The sequence below is a fragment of the Kitasatospora sp. NPDC101447 genome, from assembly GCF_044767225.1.
GTDB lineage: Bacteria > Actinomycetota > Actinomycetes > Streptomycetales > Streptomycetaceae > Kitasatospora.
This window is the reverse complement of record NZ_JBIWNL010000006.1, coordinates 272,734-293,882: the sequence shown is the minus strand read 5'-3', so window position 1 is coordinate 293,882 and position 21,149 is coordinate 272,734. Positions and strand designations below refer to the sequence as shown.

General features: G+C 73.6%; 22 protein-coding genes. 12 read left to right on the top strand and 10 right to left on the bottom strand.

Going from position 1 to position 21,149, the window contains the following annotated elements:
• Positions 1-165: 165 nt before the first annotated feature.
• The 3 genes from ACIRST_RS12170 to ACIRST_RS12160 all read left to right on the top strand — a co-directional run bounded on the left by ACIRST_RS12170 (position 166) and on the right by ACIRST_RS12160 (position 2,691).
• Entirely contained in the window at positions 166-816 is a 651-nt protein-coding gene (locus tag ACIRST_RS12170) for a GNAT family N-acetyltransferase (protein ID WP_402802064.1), read from the top strand.
• Between the two features lie 45 nt (positions 817-861).
• Complete coding sequence (locus tag ACIRST_RS12165) at positions 862-1,470, top strand: hypothetical protein (protein WP_402802061.1); 609 nt, start codon at positions 862-864, stop codon at positions 1,468-1,470.
• A gap of 300 nt (positions 1,471-1,770) precedes the next feature.
• Positions 1,771-2,691, top strand: coding sequence for a DUF6891 domain-containing protein (locus ACIRST_RS12160; RefSeq protein WP_402802058.1), 921 nt, complete (start codon positions 1,771-1,773; stop codon positions 2,689-2,691).
• A gap of 66 nt (positions 2,692-2,757) precedes the next feature.
• On the opposite strand, the gene ACIRST_RS12155 is transcribed toward ACIRST_RS12160, so the two are convergent.
• Complete coding sequence (locus ACIRST_RS12155) at positions 2,758-3,684, bottom strand: diacylglycerol kinase (protein ID WP_350519179.1); 927 nt, start codon at positions 3,682-3,684, stop codon at positions 2,758-2,760.
• Between the two features lie 14 nt (positions 3,685-3,698).
• The gene (locus tag ACIRST_RS12150; RefSeq protein ID WP_402802055.1) at positions 3,699-5,267 is read right to left on the bottom strand and encodes an FAD-binding oxidoreductase; all 1,569 of its coding nucleotides are present in this window, start codon (positions 5,265-5,267) and stop codon (positions 3,699-3,701) included.
• A gap of 74 nt (positions 5,268-5,341) precedes the next feature.
• Here ACIRST_RS12150 and ACIRST_RS12145 point away from each other — a divergent pair, with 74 nt between their 5' ends.
• Positions 5,342-6,064: a TetR/AcrR family transcriptional regulator gene (locus ACIRST_RS12145; protein ID WP_402802053.1), complete on the top strand. Its 723-nt coding sequence runs from the start codon at positions 5,342-5,344 to the stop codon at positions 6,062-6,064.
• Positions 6,061-7,617, top strand: a complete 1,557-nt coding sequence (locus ACIRST_RS12140; RefSeq protein ID WP_402802051.1) for a glycerol-3-phosphate dehydrogenase/oxidase — start codon at positions 6,061-6,063, stop codon at positions 7,615-7,617. The genes ACIRST_RS12145 and ACIRST_RS12140 overlap by 4 nt, the downstream gene beginning before the upstream one ends.
• On the opposite strand, the gene ACIRST_RS12135 is transcribed toward ACIRST_RS12140, so the two are convergent.
• From ACIRST_RS12135 to ACIRST_RS12125, 3 genes are read right to left on the bottom strand one after another with little or no spacing between them, the layout of a single operon-like run.
• The gene (locus ACIRST_RS12135) at positions 7,605-8,126 is read right to left on the bottom strand and encodes a hypothetical protein (protein ID WP_402802049.1); all 522 of its coding nucleotides are present in this window, start codon (positions 8,124-8,126) and stop codon (positions 7,605-7,607) included. The genes ACIRST_RS12140 and ACIRST_RS12135 overlap by 13 nt on opposite strands.
• Entirely contained in the window at positions 8,123-8,560 is a 438-nt protein-coding gene (locus ACIRST_RS12130; RefSeq protein WP_402802046.1) for a MarR family winged helix-turn-helix transcriptional regulator, read from the bottom strand. The genes ACIRST_RS12135 and ACIRST_RS12130 overlap by 4 nt, the downstream gene beginning before the upstream one ends.
• A 58-nt stretch (positions 8,561-8,618) precedes the next feature.
• Positions 8,619-8,912, bottom strand: a complete 294-nt coding sequence (locus ACIRST_RS12125) for a hypothetical protein (RefSeq protein ID WP_350519173.1) — start codon at positions 8,910-8,912, stop codon at positions 8,619-8,621.
• Between the two features lie 500 nt (positions 8,913-9,412).
• Between ACIRST_RS12125 and ACIRST_RS12120 the strand changes: the two genes are divergently transcribed.
• Positions 9,413-9,988, top strand: a complete 576-nt coding sequence (locus ACIRST_RS12120) for a TerD family protein (RefSeq protein WP_350519172.1) — start codon at positions 9,413-9,415, stop codon at positions 9,986-9,988.
• A gap of 75 nt (positions 9,989-10,063) precedes the next feature.
• Here the strand turns inward: ACIRST_RS12120 and ACIRST_RS12115 are convergent, their stop codons facing one another.
• The gene (locus tag ACIRST_RS12115; RefSeq protein ID WP_402802043.1) at positions 10,064-11,314 is read right to left on the bottom strand and encodes an FAD-dependent monooxygenase; all 1,251 of its coding nucleotides are present in this window, start codon (positions 11,312-11,314) and stop codon (positions 10,064-10,066) included.
• A 217-nt stretch (positions 11,315-11,531) separates the two neighbouring features.
• Here ACIRST_RS12115 and ACIRST_RS12110 point away from each other — a divergent pair, with 217 nt between their 5' ends.
• The 4 genes from ACIRST_RS12110 (at position 11,532) to ACIRST_RS12095 (ending at position 15,732) form a co-directional block, all read left to right on the top strand.
• Positions 11,532-13,574, top strand: coding sequence for an FAD-dependent oxidoreductase (locus ACIRST_RS12110; protein ID WP_402802040.1), 2,043 nt, complete (start codon positions 11,532-11,534; stop codon positions 13,572-13,574).
• A gap of 213 nt (positions 13,575-13,787) precedes the next feature.
• On the top strand, positions 13,788-14,327 hold the full coding sequence (locus tag ACIRST_RS12105; protein WP_402802038.1) for a PadR family transcriptional regulator: 540 nt from the start codon (positions 13,788-13,790) through the stop codon (positions 14,325-14,327).
• A 224-nt stretch (positions 14,328-14,551) separates the two neighbouring features.
• Positions 14,552-15,298, top strand: coding sequence for a hypothetical protein (locus tag ACIRST_RS12100; protein ID WP_402802037.1), 747 nt, complete (start codon positions 14,552-14,554; stop codon positions 15,296-15,298).
• A 170-nt stretch (positions 15,299-15,468) separates the two neighbouring features.
• Positions 15,469-15,732: a hypothetical protein gene (locus tag ACIRST_RS12095; protein ID WP_402802036.1), complete on the top strand. Its 264-nt coding sequence runs from the start codon at positions 15,469-15,471 to the stop codon at positions 15,730-15,732.
• Positions 15,733-15,863: 131 nt separating this feature from the next.
• Here the strand turns inward: ACIRST_RS12095 and ACIRST_RS12090 are convergent, their stop codons facing one another.
• On the bottom strand, positions 15,864-16,262 hold the full coding sequence (locus tag ACIRST_RS12090) for a DUF4440 domain-containing protein (protein ID WP_350519167.1): 399 nt from the start codon (positions 16,260-16,262) through the stop codon (positions 15,864-15,866).
• Between the two features lie 138 nt (positions 16,263-16,400).
• Between ACIRST_RS12090 and ACIRST_RS12085 the strand changes: the two genes are divergently transcribed.
• On the top strand, positions 16,401-16,694 hold the full coding sequence (locus tag ACIRST_RS12085) for a winged helix-turn-helix transcriptional regulator (protein WP_402802035.1): 294 nt from the start codon (positions 16,401-16,403) through the stop codon (positions 16,692-16,694).
• 109 nt (positions 16,695-16,803) lie between these two features.
• Here the strand turns inward: ACIRST_RS12085 and ACIRST_RS12080 are convergent, their stop codons facing one another.
• The gene (locus tag ACIRST_RS12080; RefSeq protein WP_402802033.1) at positions 16,804-18,096 is read right to left on the bottom strand and encodes an alpha/beta hydrolase family protein; all 1,293 of its coding nucleotides are present in this window, start codon (positions 18,094-18,096) and stop codon (positions 16,804-16,806) included.
• Positions 18,097-18,250: 154 nt separating this feature from the next.
• A complete protein-coding gene (locus ACIRST_RS12075) occupies positions 18,251-19,210 on the bottom strand; it encodes a phosphatidylinositol-specific phospholipase C (RefSeq protein WP_402802032.1) in 960 nt (319 codons plus the stop codon).
• A 490-nt stretch (positions 19,211-19,700) separates the two neighbouring features.
• On the opposite strand from ACIRST_RS12075, the gene ACIRST_RS12070 reads away from it, so the two are divergent.
• Positions 19,701-20,429, top strand: a complete 729-nt coding sequence (locus tag ACIRST_RS12070; protein ID WP_402802031.1) for a hypothetical protein — start codon at positions 19,701-19,703, stop codon at positions 20,427-20,429.
• Positions 20,430-20,495: 66 nt separating this feature from the next.
• On the opposite strand, the gene ACIRST_RS12065 is transcribed toward ACIRST_RS12070, so the two are convergent.
• On the bottom strand, positions 20,496-21,023 hold the full coding sequence (locus ACIRST_RS12065) for a peptidylprolyl isomerase (protein ID WP_402802029.1): 528 nt from the start codon (positions 21,021-21,023) through the stop codon (positions 20,496-20,498).
• Positions 21,024-21,149 lie beyond the last annotated feature (126 nt).

Sequence of the window (21,149 nt, the reverse complement as noted above, 5' to 3'; positions counted from 1 at the left end):
TGTCGGTGGACCCATCCTCGGAGCGGCCCCGCCACCGGACAATTCCCGCCCGGGAATGGCCGCCGGGGAGCGGGCGCCCGGGAGGCCGTGCCGGGAAACGGCGGGCCCGCCACGGGGGCCTTATCCGCTTGCCCGAGCGGCCGGGGTTGCCGTTGGGTTGGCCGCATGAACGAGCCGCTGAACCAACCGCTGAACCAACCGCTGAACCAACCGCCCGCCCAACCGTCGGACGAGCCACAGACCACGCCGCCGGTCCAACCGCTGGACGGGCCGCCGGACGGTCTGCGCACCGAACGTCTGCTGATCCGTCGCTGGCGGGAGTCCGACCTCGCCCCGTGGGCCGCGATGAACGCCGACCCGGAGGTCCGCGAGCACCTGGGCGGCCTGCTCACCCGTGAGCAGAGCGACGCCTCGGTGGCACGCTTCGAGGCCGCGATCGAGCGGCGGGGGTACGGCTGGCTGGCCGTCGAGGTGCGGGAGAGCGGCGAGTTCGTCGGCTTCGCGGGCCTGGACGACATCGAGGAGACGGACCCGGTCGACGGCGTCGAGATCGGCTGGCGGCTGGCCCGCTCCGCCTGGGGACACGGCTACGCCACGGAGGCGGCCCGCGCCGTCCTCGGCCACGCCTTCGACACCCTCGGCCTCCCCGAGGTCCTGGCCATCACCACGGCCGCCAACCACCGCTCCCAGTCGGTGATGCGCCGCCTCGGCATGACCCACGACCCGGCCGAGGACTTCGACGACCCCGCCGCTCCGGACGGGCCGCTGCGCCGCAACGTCGTCTTCCGACTGCGCCGGGAGGACCGCTCCGCCTAGGGTGACGGGAACGGGCGGTGGGGGCCGCCGGAAGCGGGGGGATCGATGAGGTACCGAACGAGGATCGGCGGCGTCCTGGCCGGCAGTGCCCTGCTGCCGCTGCTCGCGTGTGCGGTGGGGCGCTGGGAGTCCCGCAGCGGCGGGCGGATGGCCGTGGCCGACGCCCTGAACCGGCCGGTCCTGCTGCTGGGCGCGGCCGCGGCGCTGCTCGTGGCGGCGGTCTGCGTGCGTCGGCGGTGGGACTTCGTCGGACGGGCGACGGCGGTGGTCGGGAGCCTCGGGCTGCTCTGCGCGCTGGGCGTGCTCGTTCTCCGGACGATGGGTCAGGAGCCCGCCGAGCAGACCCGGCTGGGTTCGCCGGGGCGGGCGGACCGCGTGCTGGTCGTGATCCACCACGGCCTTCGGGGAGCGGAGACGGAGTCCCTGAGCTGGCAGATCCGCTTGGAGACCGGCACCGGTTGGTCGGCCCGCAGCTGGCACCTCCTCGCCATGCGCGAGCAGTTCCCGGGTGAGGGGGCGTTCGAGTCGGCCGCCTGGACAGCGCCCGACCAGATCACCGTCACCACGGACACCGGCTCACGGGTCTTCACCGTCGCCCCCGACACCGGCGAGCCCACGCTCACCGGCAGCGTCGGCACCGTTCGGGGCTCCTAGCGGCGGACGGTTCGACGTCCGCCCGCCGGGGGCGCAGTCGGCTCGGGAGGTGCTCCTGTACCGGTGCCCTCCCGTGAGCCGGCCGATGAGGGGGAGCCCGGACGGGCAGCGGCCCTTCGAGGTGGCGGCCGGTCCGGGCTGTGGCTGGTCGAGGCGACCGTGGGCGAACCGGTGCCGCCCGTGGACCGGGGCCCCGGCTGCGCCCGCCCGCCGTACCCGGCCGGCCGGCTGCGCCCGTACCGGGGCTGAGCTGCGGGATCGGGCGGCGTGGTTGTCAGTGGGGTGTGGCAGGGTGACCCCATGCTGGCGATCACGGTGCAGACGAACGACGGGAAGCGACGCTCCCGGCCGGGTGCGGACGAGTTGGCGGGGCTGGTCCGGCGCATCGGCGCGGAGGACGACCGCTTCCTCGTCGTGGAGCGGATACCCGACCTGCCGGACGTGTACATCCAGGTGTGGCACGCCGACGGCGAGGACTACACGCTGGAGCACCGCGACGGCTCCGCCGGGCGGCACTTCGAGGTGCGGCTGGCCGGGCCCGAACCGGTGGCCGAGGCGATGACGGCCTGGGCGCGCGGCGAGTCGGGCTGGGGCGACGCGCTGGACTGGAAGCCGCTGGACATGGGCCCGGCGCCGGAGCCCGTGCCGCCGCTGGAGCTGGGCGCGGGCGAGCGGCAGGAGTTGGAGGACCGGCTGCGGCTGACCCTCGCCTGCGGCTACACCGACCGGGCCGGGCTGGCCGAGGAGGCGGAGGAGTACCTGGTGTCGGGCGAGCGCCGTCCGCTCTCGCGCGCCCAGGCGGAGCAACTCGCCGACCGGCTCTGGCTGGAGCGGGTCGGCGAGCAGACCGGCTGGATCGGCGAGGGCGACCCGGAGCGCCTCACCCGCGCCTTCGCCGCGTTGGAGGAGAGCGGCATCACCGCGCGGGAGAATTTCACCTGCTGCCGGTCCTGCGGCGAGGCCGAGATCGGTGCGGCCGGTGACCCGGACGCCCGCGGCTTCGTCTACTTCCACTCCCAGGGCACCGAGTCCGCCGCCTCCGGCCACGGCCTGTCCCTGCTCTACGGCGGTTTCGACGGCTCCCCGTCGACCACCACCGCCGTCGGCCACGAGGTGGTCGCCGCCCTCACCGAGGCCGGCCTGCCCACGGTCTGGAACGGCGATCCGTCGCATGCGATCGAGGTCCGCCCCCTGCTCTGGCGCCGTCGCCTGGGCGGCTGAGCGGCCCGGACGCGGCCGGTGCCACGGCCCGGCCGGCAGTGTCGGTCGGGCCGCAGCACCGGTGCGTCACGGCACCAGTAGGTGCAGGGCGTTCTTCTCCAGCGTGACCTCGACCGGCAGCTGCGCGATGAACTCGCCGTCGGCGTAGGCGGTGATGCCCGGGGAGTCGATGCGCAGGGACCGGGTGCGCAGGGTGGTGACTTCCGGGCGGGTGGTGTGGGTGCCCTTGAAGAGGGTCGGGAAGAAGCGGGCGATGCGCAGGCGGGGCATGGCGTCGACGAGGGTGACGTCGAACAGGCCGTCGTCCGGGAGGGCGTCCGGGCACATGAGCATGCCGCCGCCGTAGCTGCGGGTGTTGCCGACGGCGGCGAGGGTGAGGTCGCGTTCGATGACGGTGCCGTCGGCGAGGGTGATCCGGAACGGGAGGGGGCGCAGGTTGGCGAACTCGATGAGGATGGCGAGGTTGTAGCGCATCCGGCCGCGCGGCCAGCGCAGCCGGTTGGTGCGGTCGCTGACCAGCGAGTCGAAGCCGGTGGCGAGGATGGAGCCGAACCGGCGGACGGAGCCGTCCGGCCCGGTGATCCGGCCGAGGTCGACGGTCCGGACCCGGCCGGCGGCGATGACGTCGGCGGCGGCCTCGGGGGCGCCGAGCGGCAGGCCGTACGCGCGGGCGTGGTCGTTGCCGGTGCCGGCCGGGACGACGCCGAGCGGGACGGCGGTGCCGGCGAGGGCCTGCAGGGCGAGGTTGATCATGCCGTCGCCGCCGACCACGGCGACCGCGTCCGCGCCGCCGGCCGCCGCCTCGCGGGCGAGGCGGAGGGCGTCCTCGGCGGAGCTCCCGGTGTGCGGTTCGACGTCGATGCCGAGGGAGCGCAGGCGGGCGACGGCCCGCTCCGCGGCGGGGCCGGCGTGGCCGGCGCCCGCCGCCGGGTTGCTGAGGACGGCAACCCGGCGGACGGTTCTCGGACCGGTCTCCCCATGAGGTCCGCTCATCCCATGAGGCCCGCTCATGGGATCAGCTTGCCGGGGTTGAGGATGCCCGCCGGGTCGAGCTCGGCCTTGACGGCGCGCAGGATGCGGACGCCCAGGTCGCCGACCTCGTCGGTCATCCAGGGCCGGTGGTCGACACCCACGGCGTGGTGGTGGGTGATGGTGCCGCCCGCGCCGACGATGGCGTCCCCGGCGGCGCGCTTGGCGGCGCCCCAGCGGGTGAGCGGGTCCTCACCGAGGGCGGCGACGACGGTGAAGTAGAGCGAGGCGCCGGTCGGGTAGACGTGCGAGATGTGGCAGAGCACGAGCGCACCGGGCAGCGCGCCGGTCAGCGCCTCGGTGACGGCGGCCCGCAGGCCGGGCAGCCGGCTCCACTCGGCGGCCGTCTCCAGCGTCTCGCACAGCGCGCCGGCGCTGAGCAGCGAGTCGCGCAGGTAGGGCGCGTTGAACCGGCCGTGCTCCCAGGCCCGGGCCGCGGTCTCGCCGAGCGAGGTGGCGCCGGCGGCGAGCAGCGTCTCGCGGGTGGCGTGGTGCCGGGCGGCGACCTGCTCGGCGTCGCCCTCGAAGACGGTGATCGCCAGGCAGCCGGTGACCGCCGGGGCGCCGCCGATCTGCTCGGTCGTGGCGAGGTTGACCATCGTCTCGGCCTCGTCGGAGAGGCGGATCACGGTCGGGCCGGTGCCCTGCTGCTCGACGGCGCGCAGCGCCGCCGTCCCGGTGGCGAAGTCGGGGAAGCTCCACGCCTCGTACGCCTTGACGGCGGGCAGCGGGTGGACGCGCAGCCGCACGGCGGTGATCACTCCGAGGGTGCCCTCGGAGCCGAGGAAGAGCTGGCGCAGGTCGGGGCCGGCGGCGGAGGCGGGGGCGCGGCCGAGGTCGAGCTGCCCGGCGGGGGTGACCACCCGCAGGCCGCGCACCATGTCGTCGAAGCGCCCGTACCCGGCGGAGTCCTGGCCGGAGGAGCGGGTGGCCGCGAAGCCGCCGATGGTCGCGTAGCGGAAGCTCTGCGGGTAGTGGCCGAGTTCCCAGCCGCGCTCGGCGAGCAGGGCCTCGGCGGCGGGGCCGGTGAGGCCGGCGCCGAGGACGGCCTCGCCGGAGGTCTCGTCCAGGTCGAGCAGCCGGTCGAAGCGGCGCAGGTCGAGGGAGACGACGGCCTGGAGGCCGCCGCGCTCGGGGTCGAGGCCGCCGACGACGCTGGTGCCGCCGCCGAACGGGACGACGGCGATGCGGCGCTCGGCGCACACCGCGAGGACGGCGGCGACCTCCTGCTCGCTGCCGGGCAGCACGACGGCGTCGGGCGCGTCCTGCGGCTCGCGGCTGCGGCGGCGCAGCAGGTCGGGGGTGGACTTGCCGCCGGCGCGCGGCAGGCGGTCGGCGTCGGCGGCGCTGACGTGGTCGTCGCCGACGGCGGCGGCGAGCGCCTTGAGGTCGTCGGCGGAGATCCGGGACGGGCGGAGCACGACCTCGTCGGCGCCCGGCCCGGGGTCGGCGTCGCCGGTGACGCCGAGGGCGGCGGCGAGCAGCCCCTTGATGTCGGCCGACAGTTCCTTGGCCAGGGCCGGGTCGCCCCAGGCGTTCCACTTCATCGGGGGGAGCGGAAGCGCGGCGCCCGCCGGTTCCGCTTGCGTCTCAGGTGCCATGCGTTACAGTTTCACACATCATGTCAAGTAGTAACGCCGAGTCGGCGACCCCAGGCGAGCAGCCCCGCAGCGCGGAAACCACGCAGCCCGGCAGCACGGAGGCCGTGCCGTCGCGCCGTGCGGAAACCGTGCAGCCGCGCAGCGCGGAGGCAGTGCCGTCGCGCAGTGCGGAAGCCGGGCAGCCCCGCAGCACCGACGACGCGATCCTGGACGCCGCCGCCGACCTACTGGTCCACCTCGGCATGCGCCGCACGCAACTGGCCGAGATCGCGCGCCGCGCCGGGGTCAGCCGGCCGACGGTCTACCGGCGCTGGCCGGACGTCCGGGCGGTGATCGGCGCGCTGCTCACCCGGGAGATCCTGGCCACCCTGCAGGACACCACGCTGGACGTGGCGGACCGGGAGACCTTCGTGGACCGGGTCGTCGAGGTCTCCGTCCGGCTGCGCGACCACCGGGTGCTCGGCGCGCTGCTCCGCTCCGACGACTCCGACCTCCTGCTCGAATACGTCGTCGAGCGGCTCGGTGCCAGCCAGCGAGGACTGCTGGAAGCACTGCGCAACGGCATCGAGCAGGGCCAGGCGCACGGCTCGATCCGGGCCGGGGAGCCGCTCGAACTGGCCGCCATGGTCCTGCTGATCGCCCAGTCCACCGTCCAGTCGCACCGCATGGTCGCCGCCCTGCTCCCCGAGGCGGCCTGGCGGCGCGAACTGGCCAGAGCGTTGAACGGATACCTCGCACCATGACGACGCCCGCCGGCCCCTTCGCGGGGACGAGCCGACTCAACGCCGTACGCCGCCAGCTGGAGTTCGAGGCGCTCGGCGACGACCCGCACATCGACCTGCTGGTGATCGGCGGCGGTGTCACCGGTGCGGGGGTGGCCCTGGACGCCGCCTCGCGCGGCCTGCGCACCGTGCTGGTCGAGTCCCGCGACCTGGCCTTCGGCACCAGCCGCTGGAGCTCCAAGCTGGTGCACGGCGGACTGCGCTACCTCGCCTCCGGCCGGATCAAGGTGGCCCGGGAGAGCGCGGTCGAGCGCGGCGTGCTGATGACCAGCACCGCCCCGCACCTGATCCGCGCACTGCCCCAACTGGTGCCGCTGCTCCCGGACCTGCTGCGCCCCGGGCAGGGCGCGCTGATCCGCGCCGGCTTCCACGCCGGCGACGCGCTGCGGGTCAGCGCCGGCACCCCGGGCACGCTGCTGCCCCGGGTGCGCCGGATCGACGCCGCCCGCACCCGGCAGCTGGTGCCGGGCGTCCGCACCGCCGGCCTGCGCGGCGCGCTCGTCGCACACGACGGCCAACTCGTCGACGACGCCAGGCTGGTGGTCGCCCTGGCGCGCACCGCCGCGCAGTACGGTGCGACCGTGCTGACCAGGGCGCGGGCCGAGGCGGTGACCGGCTCCTCCGCCCGGCTGGTCGACACGCTGACCGGGCAGACGCTGGACGTCCGGGCGGGCGCGGTCGTCAACGCCACCGGCGTGTGGGCGGGCGAGGTGGACACCTCGATCACGCTGCGTCCCAGCCGCGGCACCCACGTCCTGGTGGACGCGGCGGCGCTGGGGAACCCGACCGCGGCGCTGACCGTGCCGGTGCCCGGCTCGACCAGCCGCTTCGTCTTCGCGCTGCCGCAGCAGCTCGGCAGGGTCGCGATCGGCCTGACCGACGAGGACGCCCCGGGCCCGGTCCCGGACGAGCCGCAGCCCACCGAGGCCGAGCTGACCTTCCTCCTCGACACCGTCAACGCCGCCCTCGCCACCGCTCTGACCAGGGCGGACGTGCGCGGCGCGTACGCCGGTCTGCGCCCGCTGATCGACACCGGGGGCGGCAGCACCGCCGACATCTCGCGCGAGCACGCGGTGCTGGAGTCCCCGTCCGGGATGGTCACCGTGGTCGGCGGCAAGCTCACCACCTACCGCCGGATGGCCGAGGACGCGGTGGACGCCGCCGTCCGGCTGCGCGGCCTGCCCGCCCGCACCTGCTGGACCACCCGGTTGCCGCTGGTCGGCGCCCCCGGGCACCGGGACAGCCGGCCGCTGCCCGCGCGGGGGGCGCCCGCCTCGCTGCTGGCCCGCCACGGCGGTGCCGCCCACGAGGTACTGGCCGCGGGCGAGTCGGCGCCGGTGGCCGAGGGCCTGGACGTGACGCGCGCCGAGATCGCGTACGCGGTCACCCACGAGGGCGCGCTGGACGTCGCCGACGTGCTCGACCGCCGCACCCGGATCGGGCTGGTCGCCCAGGACGCCGAGCGGGCGCGGAAGGCGGTCGAGGATATCCTGACGGAGTGTCAGGAGCGCTGACCGGCCTGCGGGATGGGCGCCAGGTCCGGTTCCACCCAGGTGGTCCGGGCCTGCGTGCCCGCGAGCGTCCCGGGCCGGTAGTGGCGGGCGAGCAGCTCCTTGTCGAGCAGCTCCGGGTGGCGGGCGGCGAACTCCTCGAAGTCCGTGGCGTCATCCGAGTGGTGGGCCACCAGCTCGACCCAGGCCCGGGTCATGGTGACGTGGAACTTCTGCGGGGCCCCTGCGTCGGTGGCGGTGCGCCGGATGCCGTCGGCGATCAGGTCGAGGGCGGCGGTGGCGCCGTGCCGGCGTACGGCGAGCCAGGTGAGCCGGACGTGCTGGCGGTGGCCGAAGCGCTCGGCGCCGGTCATCGCCTCGCGCAGCAATGCGCCGAACGGGTCGGGTTCGGTCGTGCCGGTCGTGCCGGTCGTGTTGTTCATGCCGTTCGTTCCGGTCGTGTCGGTCCCGCCGGTCGTTCCGGTCTTGCTGTTCGCGTCGTTCGTTCCATAGGCGGGGGTGGAGGGCGTCATGCGGGAGCCTTCGTCAGGGCCTGCAGCACGGCGTGGAAGCCGTCCAGCTGGGCGGGGGAGAGGTCGCCGAGTGCTCGGCGTTCGAGGTCGGTCATGGTTCGCCGGATGGTGTCGGCGGTGAGCCGGCCGGTGGCGGTGAGTTCGATCAGCACCGAGCGGCGGTCCCCGGCGCGGGCGCCGCGGGTGATGTGGCCGCGGCGCTCCAGCCGGTCCAGGATGCCGGTCAGCGTGGTCGGCCGGGTGCCGACGGCGGCGCCGAGCTCGGAGACCGTCCGGCCGCGTCCGTCGGCGAGGTTGGCCAGCGCGTTGACCTCGGAGGCGGTCAGGTCGAGGTCGACCAGCTCGGCGGCGAGCAGCTGCAGCGTGGCGTGCGTCGCACGCTGGAGCGCCAGCAGGGCGGACCGGTCGGGGGCGGCTGCGTTCTCGGGTGTCACGTATTCGGACAATACGGTTTCGTAGTATCCGTGGGCAAACCGGTCCCCGCGAGGGGCTTCAGCGGGCCGTGCGCTCCGGCATCGGGAGCTCGGCGCCGGCGAGCGCCAGGACGCAGGAGAGCGGGTGCTCGGCCTTGCCGGTGCGGTCCAGGGTGACCGCGAGCGGCCGGGGCGGTTCATCGGCGAGCTGGGAGGAGAGGGTCAGCGGGTAGCTACCGTGCCCGTGGACGCGGTGGAAGGCGCACTCCTTGCCGTCCACCAGCAGCTCGGTCTCGGTGATCCAGCCGGAGCGGACGTTGACGGTGACGGAGTGCCCGCCCTGATCGACGTGGAAGCTGTGCCGCTGGCGCATGGGTACCTCCCGCGGGGGCGCCGCAGCCGGGGCCGGGGTGGGGCCCGGGGGCCCGGAACCGGAACCGGCGGTCCACCGTCAGTCTAGGTCGGCGGCACCACCCGGGCGCCCCGGCCGCTCCCGGCCCGGCTCGACCCGGCCCGGCCGGCGGTACGGTTTCCGGGGTGCGGAGGGGAGGGGTGCGGGATGCGTCCGTACGAGTACGGGGACGATCTGGCGGACGAGGAGTGCGTCCTGGCGCTGCACCGGGTGGCGGCGAGGGCCCGGACCGGCCGTCGCGCGGGCCCGGTGGCGGCGCCCGGGCCGAGGGTGGCGCCCTGCGGATCTCGATCGAGGGGCCGGTGTGACGCCGACGGAATCTCGGGCGGGGGTGATCGGTTCCCGTCGGGCCCTGGAACGACCCCTGAGGAATTCCCGGGGTGGAGCCCGCCTTCAGACGGATTCTCGTGATCTCTACAGTGTTGTAGATTCGTCCGCAGGGAGAGATCGAGGAGGGCATTGTGGGAGTTTCGCTGGCCAAGGGCGGCAACGTCTCGCTGAGCAAGGAGGCGCCCGGTCTGAGCGCCGTGATCGTGGGCCTCGGCTGGGACGTTCGCACCACCACCGGGGCCGACTACGACCTGGACGCCAGTGCGCTGTTGTGCAACGCGCTCGGCAAGGTGATCTCGGACCAGCACTTCGTGTTCTTCAACAACCTTCGCAGCCCCGAGGGTTCGGTCGAGCACAGCGGTGACAACCTGACCGGTGGCGGCGACGGCGACGACGAGCAGATCAAGGTCGACCTGGACCGGGTGCCGGCCGACGTGGCCAAGGTGGTCTTCCCGGTGTCGATCTACGACGCCGACGCCCGGCTGCAGAACTTCGGCCAGGTCCGCAACGCGTTCATCCGGATCGTCAACCAGGCCAACGGCCAGGAGGTCGCGCGCTACGACCTGACCGAGGACGCCTCCACCGAGACCGCGATGGTCTTCGGTGAGCTGTACCGCAACGGCGCCGAGTGGAAGTTCCGCGCCATCGGCCAGGGTTACGCCTCCGGTCTGCGCGGCATCGCGACCGACTACGGCGTCAACGTCTGATCCTCGCAGCGGAGTCGGCGGTTCCGGCGGCTTCGACGGGGCCAGCGGCTTCGGTGGAGTCGGCGGTCTCGGCGGTCACGGGGAAGGCTCGGTTCGACCGAGCGCGTGGCCGCCGAAGCCGCCGCTCCCGGTGAGTTGGTGCTGCCACCACGCGGTCATCGCGGGCTCGTCCATCGTCGACCAGTCCGGCGCCGCGGTGACCTGTGCCCGGCCGAGCGTCCGGCCCAGGTCCACCAACTCCCGCCCGACCGCGCTCCGTTCGCGGTCGTACGCGGCGAGCAGGGAGGACCAGGAGCCGGCGGCCCGGCCGGCCTGCTCGAAGGCGTGCGCGTCCTGCAGGGCCTTCACCGCGCCGCTGGTGTTGTGCGGCCGGACCACCGTGGCCGCGTCCCCGCCGATCAGCAACCGTCCGGCCGTGCGGCGCGGGGCCGCCAGGTCGTAGACGGGCTGCAGGAAGGTCCGCTCGGCCGGGGTGAGGGTGACCAGCCCGGCCCAGTACGGCGGCAGGTGCCGCTCGGCGAGCTGTCGCAGCTCGTCCAGCCGCCCGTCGGTGAGCGCGCCGGCCGGGATGCTGGTCGGGCCGTCCAGGCGCAGCCAGTCCGGGGTCGGCGCGTAGAAGACCCAGTTGACCTGGGTGCGGCCGGGCTCCAGTCCGGGGATGCGGTAGATCACGACCTGCCCGCCGTGGTAGCAGACGGTGATGCACTCCTCGTCCGGCCAGACCGCCGCCCCGCCGGGCAGCTCGTCCAGCAGCGCGCTGTCGTAGCTGCCGCGCCAGCACACGTACCCGGCGTACTCGGGCGCGGCCTGCGGGCAGACGGCCTCGCGGACCACCGAGCGGTAGCCGTCCGCGCCGATCACCAGGTCGTGGGACTGGCGGCCGCCGTCGGCGTCCTCGGTCCAGGCGGCCTGCTCGTCGCCGCCGACCGCGGTGACGGTGGTGCCCAGGCGGTACTCGACCCGTTCGGGCGTCCGCTCGCGCAGGGCCTGCCACAGGACGGCCCAGTGGTGGGAGTGGAAGGGGAACGGCTGGTCCCAGAGCACCCGGCCGCGCCCGTGCGGGCCGTCGCCCTCGCCGGCCGGTCCGCGGGTGGTCCAGCGGCGGACGGTGAGGCGGTGGCGGCGGGTGTCCGCGGCGAGGTGCCCGGCGCGGACCAGCTCGTCGAAGCGGTCGTTGTGGGTGCAGATGCCCACACCGCGGTCCTCCAGTCGGCCCGGGCTGCGTTCCAGCACCACGACCCGTTCCGCGCCCAGCCGGGCGGCCGCCCCGGCGAACGCGCTCCCGGCGATGCTGCCCCCGACCACGGCCACCGAGCCACCGCGCACGGCTGCCCCCTCTCCCGAGCCTGCGACGTCCGGGACGTCCGCGACTTCCACGACGTCCGCGACACGACGATACGCGGGCGCCCCACCGTCCGCCCGGCGTTCTGTCGCTTCGGGGACGGGGCGCCGCCGCCGCTTTATGCAACTAGTTGCATAGTGCTCGACCCGTCCCCTACCCTGCGGTAACCACGACACCCAGCCCGCGCCCCAGGAGACGTCGATGAGCGCCACCCCCGGCAGCAGCCGCTACCCGCACCTGCTCAGCCCGCTCGACCTCGGCTTCACCACCCTGCCCAACCGCGTGATCATGGGCTCGATGCACGTCGGCCTCGAAGAAGCCCCCGACGGCTACCAGCGGATGGCCGCCTTCTACGCCGAACGCGCCCGCGGCGGCGTCGGCCTCATCGTCACCGGCGGCATCGCCCCCAACGAGGCCGGACGCCCCTGGGAAGGCGGCGCGATGCTGACCACAGAGGAGGAGGCCGACAAGCACCGCGAGGTCACCGACGCGGTGCACGCCGCCGGCGGGAAGATCGCCCTGCAGATCCTGCACTTCGGCCGCTACGCCTACCACCGCGACCTGGTCGCCCCCAGTGCGATCCAGGCCCCGATCAGCCCCTTCGTCCCCAACGAACTCACCGCCGAGCAGGTCGAGCAGACCGTCGAGGACTTCGCCCGCTGCGCCGAACTCGCCCGCCGCGCCGGGTACGACGGCGTCGAGATCATGGGCTCCGAGGGCTACCTGATCAACGAGTTCATCGTCGCCGCGACCAACCACCGCGAGGACGAGTGGGGCGGCTCCTACGAGCGGCGGATGCGCTTCCCGGTGGAGATCGTCCGCCGGGTCCGCGAGCGGGTCGGCGAGGACTTCATCATCGTCTACCGCCTCTCCATGCTCGACCTGGTACCGGGCGGCTCCACCCTGGACGAGGTCGTGAAGCTCGCGCAGGCCGTCGAGGCCGCCGGGGCGAGCATCATCAACACCGGCATCGGCTGGCACGAGGCCCGCATCCCGACCATCGCCACCTCGGTGCCGCGCGGCGCCTTCGCCTGGGTGACGAAGAAGGTCATGGGCAAGGTCGGCATCCCGCTGGTCACCACCAACCGCATCAACACCCCCGAGATCGCCGAGCGCCTGCTCGCCGAGGGCAACGCCGACCTGGTCTCGATGGCCCGCCCGCTGCTCGCCGACGCCGACTTCGTCGCCAAGGCGCGCGACGACCGCGCCGACGCCATCAACACCTGCATCGGCTGCAACCAGGCCTGCCTGGACCACACCTTCAACCTCCAGATCACCTCCTGCCTGGTCAATCCGCGCGCCTGCCACGAGACCGAACTCGTCCTCGCGCCGACCAGGGTGCGCAAGCGCGTCGGCGTGGTCGGCGCCGGTCCGGCCGGCCTCGCCTTCGCCGTCTCCGCCGCCGAGCGCGGCCACGACGTCACGCTCTACGACGCCGCCGAGGCGGTCGGCGGACAGCTCGACGTGGCCCGGCGCATCCCCGGCAAGGAGGAGTTCGAGGAGACCCTGCGCTACTACCGCACCCGCCTCGCCGAGCTGGACGTCACGCTGCGCCTCGGGACCACCGCCACCGCCGGGCAACTGGCCGAGGAAGGCTACGACGAACTCGTCATCGCCACCGGCGTCACCCCGCGGACCCCCGCCGACATCCCCGGGATCGACCACCCCAGCGTGGTCGGCTACCTCGACGTGCTGCGCGACGGCGCGCCCGTCGGCGAGCGGGTCGCCATCCTCGGTGCGGGCGGCATCGGCTTCGACGTGGCCGAGTTCCTCACCGATCAGGGCGACCAGGCCAGCCTCAACCCGCCGGTGTTCCAGGCCAAGTGGGGCATCGACGCGGAGTACCGCGAGCGCGGCGGCCTGCGCGCCCCCGAGCGTCCCAAGCCCCCGCGCAGCGTCCACCTGCTGCAGCGCAAGACCACCAAGGTCGGCGCCGGGCTCGGCAAGACCACCGGCTGGATCCACCGCACCGAGCTCAAGCACCGCGGCGTCGTGATGGTCCCCGGCGTGACGTACGACCTGATCGACGACGCCGGCCTGCACATCACCGTGGACGGCGAGCGCCAGCTGCTGCCCGTCGACACCGTGGTGCTCTGCACCGGGCAGGAGCCGCGCCGCGACCTGTACGAGGCGCTGCGCGAGCGCGGCCTGGCGGTGCACCTGATCGGCGGCGCCGACGTCGCCGCCGAGCTGGACGCCAAGCGGGCCATCAAGCAGGGCACCGAGCTGGCCGCCTCACTCTGAGCGGCTGCACTCCACGGGGTCGCGCGCATGAGACCTGCTCATGCGCGCGGCCTTGCGGTCTGCTCATGGGATCGGCCATGAGGCCTGCTCATGCGTGCGGCCATGAGAGCTGCTCATGACTCCGCCCCATGAGACCCGCTCATGGCCTGGCTTCATGAGGTCCGCTCATGGCCTGGCCATCCGACCTGCTCATGCGCCTCTAGGATCGTCGGCATGTCGCTGCCGCACGCCATCCTCACCGCCCTGCTGGAGAAGCCGTCCTCGGGGCTGGAGCTGACCAGGCGGTTCGACAAGTCGATCGGCTTCTTCTGGCCCGCCACCCACCAGCAGATCTACCGCGAGCTGGGCCGGCTGGAGGCCTCCGGTCACATCCGGGCCCTCCAGCCGGACGGGCCGGTGCGCGGGCAGAAGAAGGAGTACGAGGTCCTGCCGGAGGGCCGTGCCGAACTGGTCCGCTGGACGGCCGAGGGCGCCCCGCCGCGCGCCGTCCGGGAGCCGCTGCTGCTGCGTCTCCGGGCCGCGGCGGTGGTCGGCACGGACGGTCTGGCGGCCGAGCTGGAACGCCACCTGGCGCTTCACCGCGCGCAGTTGGCCGACTACCTGGAGATCGAACGGCGCGACTTCCCGACTGAGAAGGAGAACGGCGAGAACCGGCTCCAGCACGCGGTGCTGCGGGCCGGGATCGGGCTGGAGACCTTCTGGGTGGAGTGGCTCGCCGAGACCCTCGAATCCCTCTCCCCGAACCGCGTCTGAAGCCTCGCCCGAGCCGGTCCCGTAGCAAGCCCGAACCGTGCCCGAGCCGGTCCCGGACCGTACCCGGACGGCGCCCTGACCGCCCCCGGCTGAGGCCGGCGCAGCGCCGTTCCCGCGCTCGCGCCCGTCCTGACCTGCGGCGATGCCCTCCCCGCGCGCCGCTCCCGACCCCCGGTGGGACACTGGTTGCCTGTCCCTGCCCGAACTCTCGACCGGGGGCCCGCATGTCTCTTCCCAGGCCGCTCCACGCCGTCATCGCCGCAGCCGTCGTCGCGGCGGTCGCACTCGGCCCGACGCAGCTGGCGTCGGCCGCGCCCGCCCAGGACCTGCCCTCCGCCGATCAGCTGAAGTCGGCCCTGCTCACCGCGGCCGACCTCGGTCCCGACTTCACCGAGGTGCCCGCCACCGAGAGCCCCAGTCCGGGTGAGAACCCGAGTCCGGTCAGCGGCTGTGACGCGCTCAGCGCCCTGATCAACATGCACGCCACCCAGCCCGGCCTCGCGAACTCGCGCGCCGAGACCGAACTCGACGGCCCGGACGGCAACCCGATGGTCACCGAGGCCCTTGCCGCAGAGGCGTCCGACCAGCTCACCTCGGACTTCAACTCGGCGGCCGACGCCCTCCGGAGCTGTCACACCATCACCTTCAACGCCGGCACCGAGGACACCGTGACCTTCACCGTCACCCCGGTCACGCTCGGCGACCGGCAGGATGCCCCGGCGGTCCGCCTCGACGGCACCCTGGCCGGTGTCCAACTCAACGCCTTCGTCGGCATCGAGCGCTTCGGTACGGTCGCCATGGCCTTCGGCTATTTCCAGCGTGACGGAGCTGACGCGCAGACGGCCTCGATGCAGTACCGCACCGCCGTCTCCAAGGTCGAGCGCACGCTCGGCACCACCGCCGGCAGCACCACACCGCCCACCGCCGTCGCCACCACGACCGCCACCGCCACCCAGAACATGCGGGTCTGAACCAAGGTCAGAACCGGGGCCAAGGCCAGGGCCAGGACCAAGGCCGGATCCTCGGCGGCGGCGCCGTTCGCCGGCACCTGGCGGCACGGTTCGGTCGAGGACGCCGGGTACGGCGTGTTCGTCCGGCTGTCCTCCGCGGACGGCGCCCTGAGGTGCGAGAAGTACTTCCAGTGCGGCAGGACGCCGACCCGTTGCAGCGCCGCTTCCCGGAGCTGGGCGAGCTGCCGGCGGCGCGGTGGATCGGTGCCACCCCGGGGAGCCCCGATCCCCGCCCGGCGGTTCCGGGGCCGACCGATGTGATGGTGGACGGCTTCGCCGAGGTCGATCCGGCGAAGCCGGCGGCCGTCACGTCGACCGGCACCTGGAAGGAGGAGCGCATCGGCTGCCGCGTCCCGTCGGCGCTCGCGGCCGAGCTGGGTGAGCCCAGGGACTGACTGCACAGCGCGTTGTTCGACCGGGCGGTCACCGGGGACCACTACCAGGGCGGTTTCTCCTTCGGCCGGCGGGCCGGCCTGGTCTGCTTCTGCACGGTCAACCCGAAGGAGCGGGCCGGCTGATCCCGCGCTCAGGGCCCCGCCGTGCCGAACGGGTTGTCGATCACGTAGCGCCAGTGGCCGGAGGCGTCACGCCGGGCGACGTCGGTGGCGGTGCCGGTGAGGTGGACGGCGGTGCCGTCCGGGGCGGTGCCGGTGATCTCCCAGTCGACGATGAGCAGGGCGATGTCGTCGGCGACGTAGGTGTGCCGGGGGCGGACGGTGATCGGCAGCCCGAGGGTGAGGAACTCCGCGTTGGCGCGGTGGAGTTCGGCTCCGGTGGTCGCGCTCCCCGGGGACGGGACGAAGACGGCGCCGGGTTCGTAGACCTGCGCGAGGAGGGCAGGGTCACCGGAGTTGAAGGCAGCGGCGAAGACGGCCGGGTGTTGTGCCGGGTCGGTGCTCACGGGGAGGCTGGTGGGGTGAGTCATGTGAGCAGTGAAGACGGGTGCGCCGTAGGTCACCAAACGGGAAGTGACGGTGACGGACGGGTCGAAGGCCGCGACTGGGACGGGGAGTTGGTACCGGATGAGCGCGGCCGTACCGCGCGGCCCGAGACGGACTGTCCGGTGGAGGTGGCGCTGGCCGCGGTGGCGGGCCGGTGGACGACGCTGGTACTGAGGGAGCTGATGCACGGCCCCGCCTCGTACGGGGAGCTGCGGGCGCGGCTTCCGGAGATCAGCTCGAAGGTGCTCGCCGAGCGCCTGCAGGCCCTGGTCGAGCGGGAGTTGGCGGTCAGCGAACGGTTGGCGGGCTTCCCGGTGCGGACCTCGTACCGGTTGACGCCCGCCGGGCGGGCGCTCCGCCCGCTGCTGGTCGAGCTGTACCGCACGGGTGCGCGACTGGTGGACGCACGCAGGTGAGCGGGGCGGCCGGACCCCTGTCATGACAGTGCCGTCGCTCCCACCCTCCCGCTGCACCCCGTTCCGTCCCCCGCGTCCGGGTTTCGGCCGCCCGCCGCCGTACCGGGCCCTACGGGTGGAAGACGACCTCCGGGAAGGCCTTCGACGGCCCGTCGAGCAGGTGGCGGCCGCGGTGGCGCAGGTGGAGGTCGAAGAAGGCGAGGGGGTAGGCCTGCTGGATGAGGATGCCGCGGTCGGGGTCGAGTGTGCCGACCTGGGACTGGATCTGCTCCTCGGTCATGCCGAGGAGCTTGCCGGCCTGCGGGATCAGCGTCATGTTGTCGCCGTACGAGCCGTGGACGGCGCCGGTGGCCTGGACGTCGAGGCGCCAGCCGCGCAGGTGGCCCCAGAAGGTCTCGGCGGCGGGGTTACCGGCCCGGGCCCAGACGGCGGTCATCAGCATGAAGGGCCGGTCGAGGTCGGCACTCGGGGGCGGGTTGGAGATCATCGGCCCGTCGAGGGCGAGCCCGGCGCGGATGCGCCGGTCGGCGGCCATGGCGAGGGCGGTGGCGGTGCCGCCCTTCGACCAGCCGAACGCGCCGACGGTGTTGGGGTCGAGGCCGCCGAGCAGGCCGGCCGGCAGGGTGCGGCGGTCGACGTCGGGGTTGCGGCCGGCGCCGAGGTCGTCGACGCGGTCGAGCAGGAAGCGCAGGTCGGCGGCGTAGTCCCTGGGGTATGCCGCGACGCGGTCGTCCGGCGTGAGGACGGTGCCGTCGGGGAACTCGGTGAACCCGTCGTGCGTGTGGTCGACGGTGACGACGGCGTAGCCGTGGCTGGCGAGCTCCTGGCAGATGACCGTGTGGTCGGCGCGGTGGCTTCCCGAGCCGTGCGAGAAGACGACGACGGGCAGCCGGTGGCCGGTCCGGTGGACGGGCGCGCCCTGGTGGCCGGACGTGAGCGGGGCGAGGGAGAGGTCGAGCGGGAAGCCGGCATCGTCGAGGAAGGCCTTCAGGGCGCCCGCGGTCATCCAGGGGGCGAGCGGGTACGCGTCGGCGTCGGCGCTCCGGGCCGGGTACCAGACGGTGGCCATCAGTTCGCGGAAGCGGCCCGGCCCGGCGATCGGGTCCGGGCGGGCGGTGTCGCGCAGGTGGAGCGGCACCGTGCCCACCGGGCAGGGTCCGGTGGGCGCGGGCAGGGTGAGCCGTGAGGGCGCGGCGGGGCCCGTGCCGGTGGCGCCCGCGGATCGGCCCGGGGCGCCCCAGGCGGTGCCGGCGAGACCGATCGGCGCGGCGGCGCCCATCGCCAGCGCGGTGCCCAGGATGCGGCGGCGGGTCGGTCCGGCAGAGCTTCCGGAAGCTCCGCCAATGGGGCCGGCGGAGCTTCCGGTGGGTCCGGTGGGGCTTGCGAACGGCGTGGAGTCCATGCCCCGAACGCTGTCACGCGGGGCGGGCGGGCGGCATTGGCCTGCCGACTGATCTACCGTCACCCGGAACTGGCCCACGGGTTTACGCCTCGGGGCTGATGTGCACCGCGCGGCGGTGGCCCCGGCCGGGGGCGAGGAGGAGGGAGCTGGACCGCTAGACGACGTTCTTGTCGATCAGCATCTGCAGCACGTTGACGTGGAAGTCCGGGAAGTCCATCGGCACGATGCCGAAGCGGGCGCGCTGCTGGGTGCGGGCGTTCAGGTACGGGTAGACGGAGCGGTCCATGATGCTCTGCGAGCTGGTCTTGGGCCAGTAACCACCGGCGTAGCTGAGGAAGTTGACGAACATCCTCGGGTAGCTCGGGTTGCCGAAGGCCTTGTCGAACTGGGCGACGATGTACCGGCCCTTCGTGCCCAGCGGGTCGAGGCCGCCGATCTGCCAGGCGTCCTGGGTGTCGAAGTACTCGTTCTGGCCGCTGGACCAGTTGATCAGGCCCCAGGGATTGGCGAAGTCCGCGAGCAGGACGACCTTGCCGCGGGCGGCGTCGAGCGTCGGCCAGCCGTAGAAGTGGAACAGGCTCCGGTAGCCGAACGCGTCGAAGTAGTGGTTGACCCGCCGCATGAACTCGTCGTCACCGAGGGCCTGTCCGCCCGCCCGCTCGTTGCGCAGGCGCATCACGATGGTCTCGCCGGGGTGTGCCTGGAGGAAGGTGCGGCAGCGGTCGAGCACGTCCTGCAACCGGAGGTGCTGGTAGGCGTCGGAGTGGTAGATCCCCAACTCGTCGGGCGCTCCCTGCAGGCCGTTGCAGCGGATGTCGAGGAAGCGGACGCCTTCTTCCAACTGCTGTGGGATGCCCCAGTTCTGGGTGTGCGACCACTCCGTGCCGTAGGCCGGGTTCTCGCAGCACGAGTCGTGGGTGCCGGGGATGGTGAGGTCGAGCAGGGAGAGGCTCCCGTTCAGGCGGCCCATCCAGCTGTCCGTCGGCAGCCCGCGCGGGGTGGTCCGGACGGCGGCCCGGGCGGTGGACGGCGGCAGGGCGAGCCCGCTGCCCAGGACGGCCGCTCCGCCGGCTCCCGCGCCCCACTTGAGAAGATCACGACGTGCGATGCCCATGAGGTGGCTCCTTCGGCGTTCCGGTCGGCTGGGAGGTGCACGGTGCCTTCAGCCCGAACGCGGCCCCGGCGTCGGCGGGTTCACCGTCCGGGGAGCGGTGCGGTTCGGTCTCCGTTCCGTCTGTCCTACCCGGATCGCCGTCTGACGAACTGCTGTCACGCCGGTCGGCAAGTCGCGTGCTGTGAGCGTGGGTTGGGCACGGATTCCGGGGGAAGGCGTCGAAGTCGCGGTCGGAGCCGGCGCCCGGGTGGGTGGCGCCGGGCAGGCGGTGGTGGGGATCGCCGACTCGACGGGACCTTCCAACGGACGTTCGCCGAGTCGAGGGCGGACTCGACGAGAGGCTCGGGCGGGGATGCGCCGACGTCGCTGCCGGGGAGCTCGTACTACTCCGCCTCCTCGTACGTAGTGAGCGGGAGGGGGCCTGGTCGGCGCAGTGACGGCCGGCAACCGCTGTCGGCCGCTGTCGGTGGGGGCGGGCAGAATGCCGCCCGTGATTCATGACTATCGACCGGGTGACGTGCTGCGGCTGGAGTGCGACTTCACCGAGACGACGGTCACCGCGGTCTCCCGCTACCACGTCTCGGTGCGGTGCCCGTGGTTGGCGGCGGACCCGCAGGCCGAGGGCATCTGCTGGAACGGTGACCGTGCGATGCCGCTGCCCGCCGCCCGGGAGTGGGAGGTCTTCCGGACGGAGCCGGCGGAGACGGAGCTCAGGCCGGGTGACACGTGCCGGGTGGGGATGCCCCCGACCGTGGTGCACGTCCAGTCGGTGGAGTACTACGATCCGCCGCTGGTCACCGGCCTGCTGCCGCGGCCCGCGTGCTACGTCGAGGTGCTGCGGCAGGGTGAGGTGTACGAACCCGGCTTGGAGGATCAGGGCTACGCGTTCGATCCGGCCGGTGGTGAGCCGATCGGCATCGAACTGCTCTTCCGCCCGTACGCGTTCCTCGAACCGGGTGACGAGGTCGCCGACCGGGACGGGCGGGCCTGGCGCTTCGACGGGGCGTGGGACTGGCACGCCTTCGACGGGGAGGTGTCGGGTGCGCCGGTCTGGCCGCTGGCGCTGCTGTTCCGTGGCGGTGAGCCGGCGGCCGATGAGGCTGAGGGGGTCGACGGGGCTGCGGAAGTCGCGCGGGCGACGGCGACCGGCAGTCACGCGGAGGAGCGGGAACGGTGGACCGGGCTGGCGCTCGCGCAGCCGGCCGCTGACCAGCCGTAGTGGGGTGGGAGTGGGAAGTCGGCGGGACCGACTTCCCACTCCGAGGGGCGGGCGGGCCCGTGCGGGTCAGCGGGTCTCGATGACGACCGACTCGATGACGAGGTCCTTGACCGGCCGGTCGTTGCGCGGGTCGGTCTCCGTCGTGGCGATGGCGTCGACGACCCGCCGGCTCGCCTCGTCGGCGACCTCGCCGAAGATGGTGTGCTTACCGGTGAGCCAGGCCGTCGGCCCGACGGTGATGAAGAACTGGGAGCCGTTGGTGCCGGGCCCGGCGTTGGCCATGGCCAGCAGGTAGGGCTTGGTGAACGCAAGGTCCGGGTGGAACTCGTCGGCGAACTCGTACCCGGGCCCGCCGGTGCCGTTGCCCAGGGGGTCACCGCCCTGGATCATGAAGCCCTCGATGACCCGGTGGAAGACCGTGCCGTCGTACAGCTTCGCGTTGCTCGGCCGGCCGGTGTTCGGGTCGATCCACTGCCGTTCGCCGGTGGCGAGTTCCACGAAGTTCTTGACGGTCTTCGGGGCGTGGTTCGGCAGCAGCCGGATCACGATGTCGCCCTGGTTGCTCTTCAGCGTCGCGTACAGCTCTTCTGCCATGGCAAGTCCTTCGGTGCGTCCTACTGGCGCGGTCAGTCTTCCGGCCGGGACGAACCAATCCGGGGCGGCAACACGGCATCTCACCCGCATGAGTGACGCGGCAGAAGGAGTGGGAAATCGGCCCAC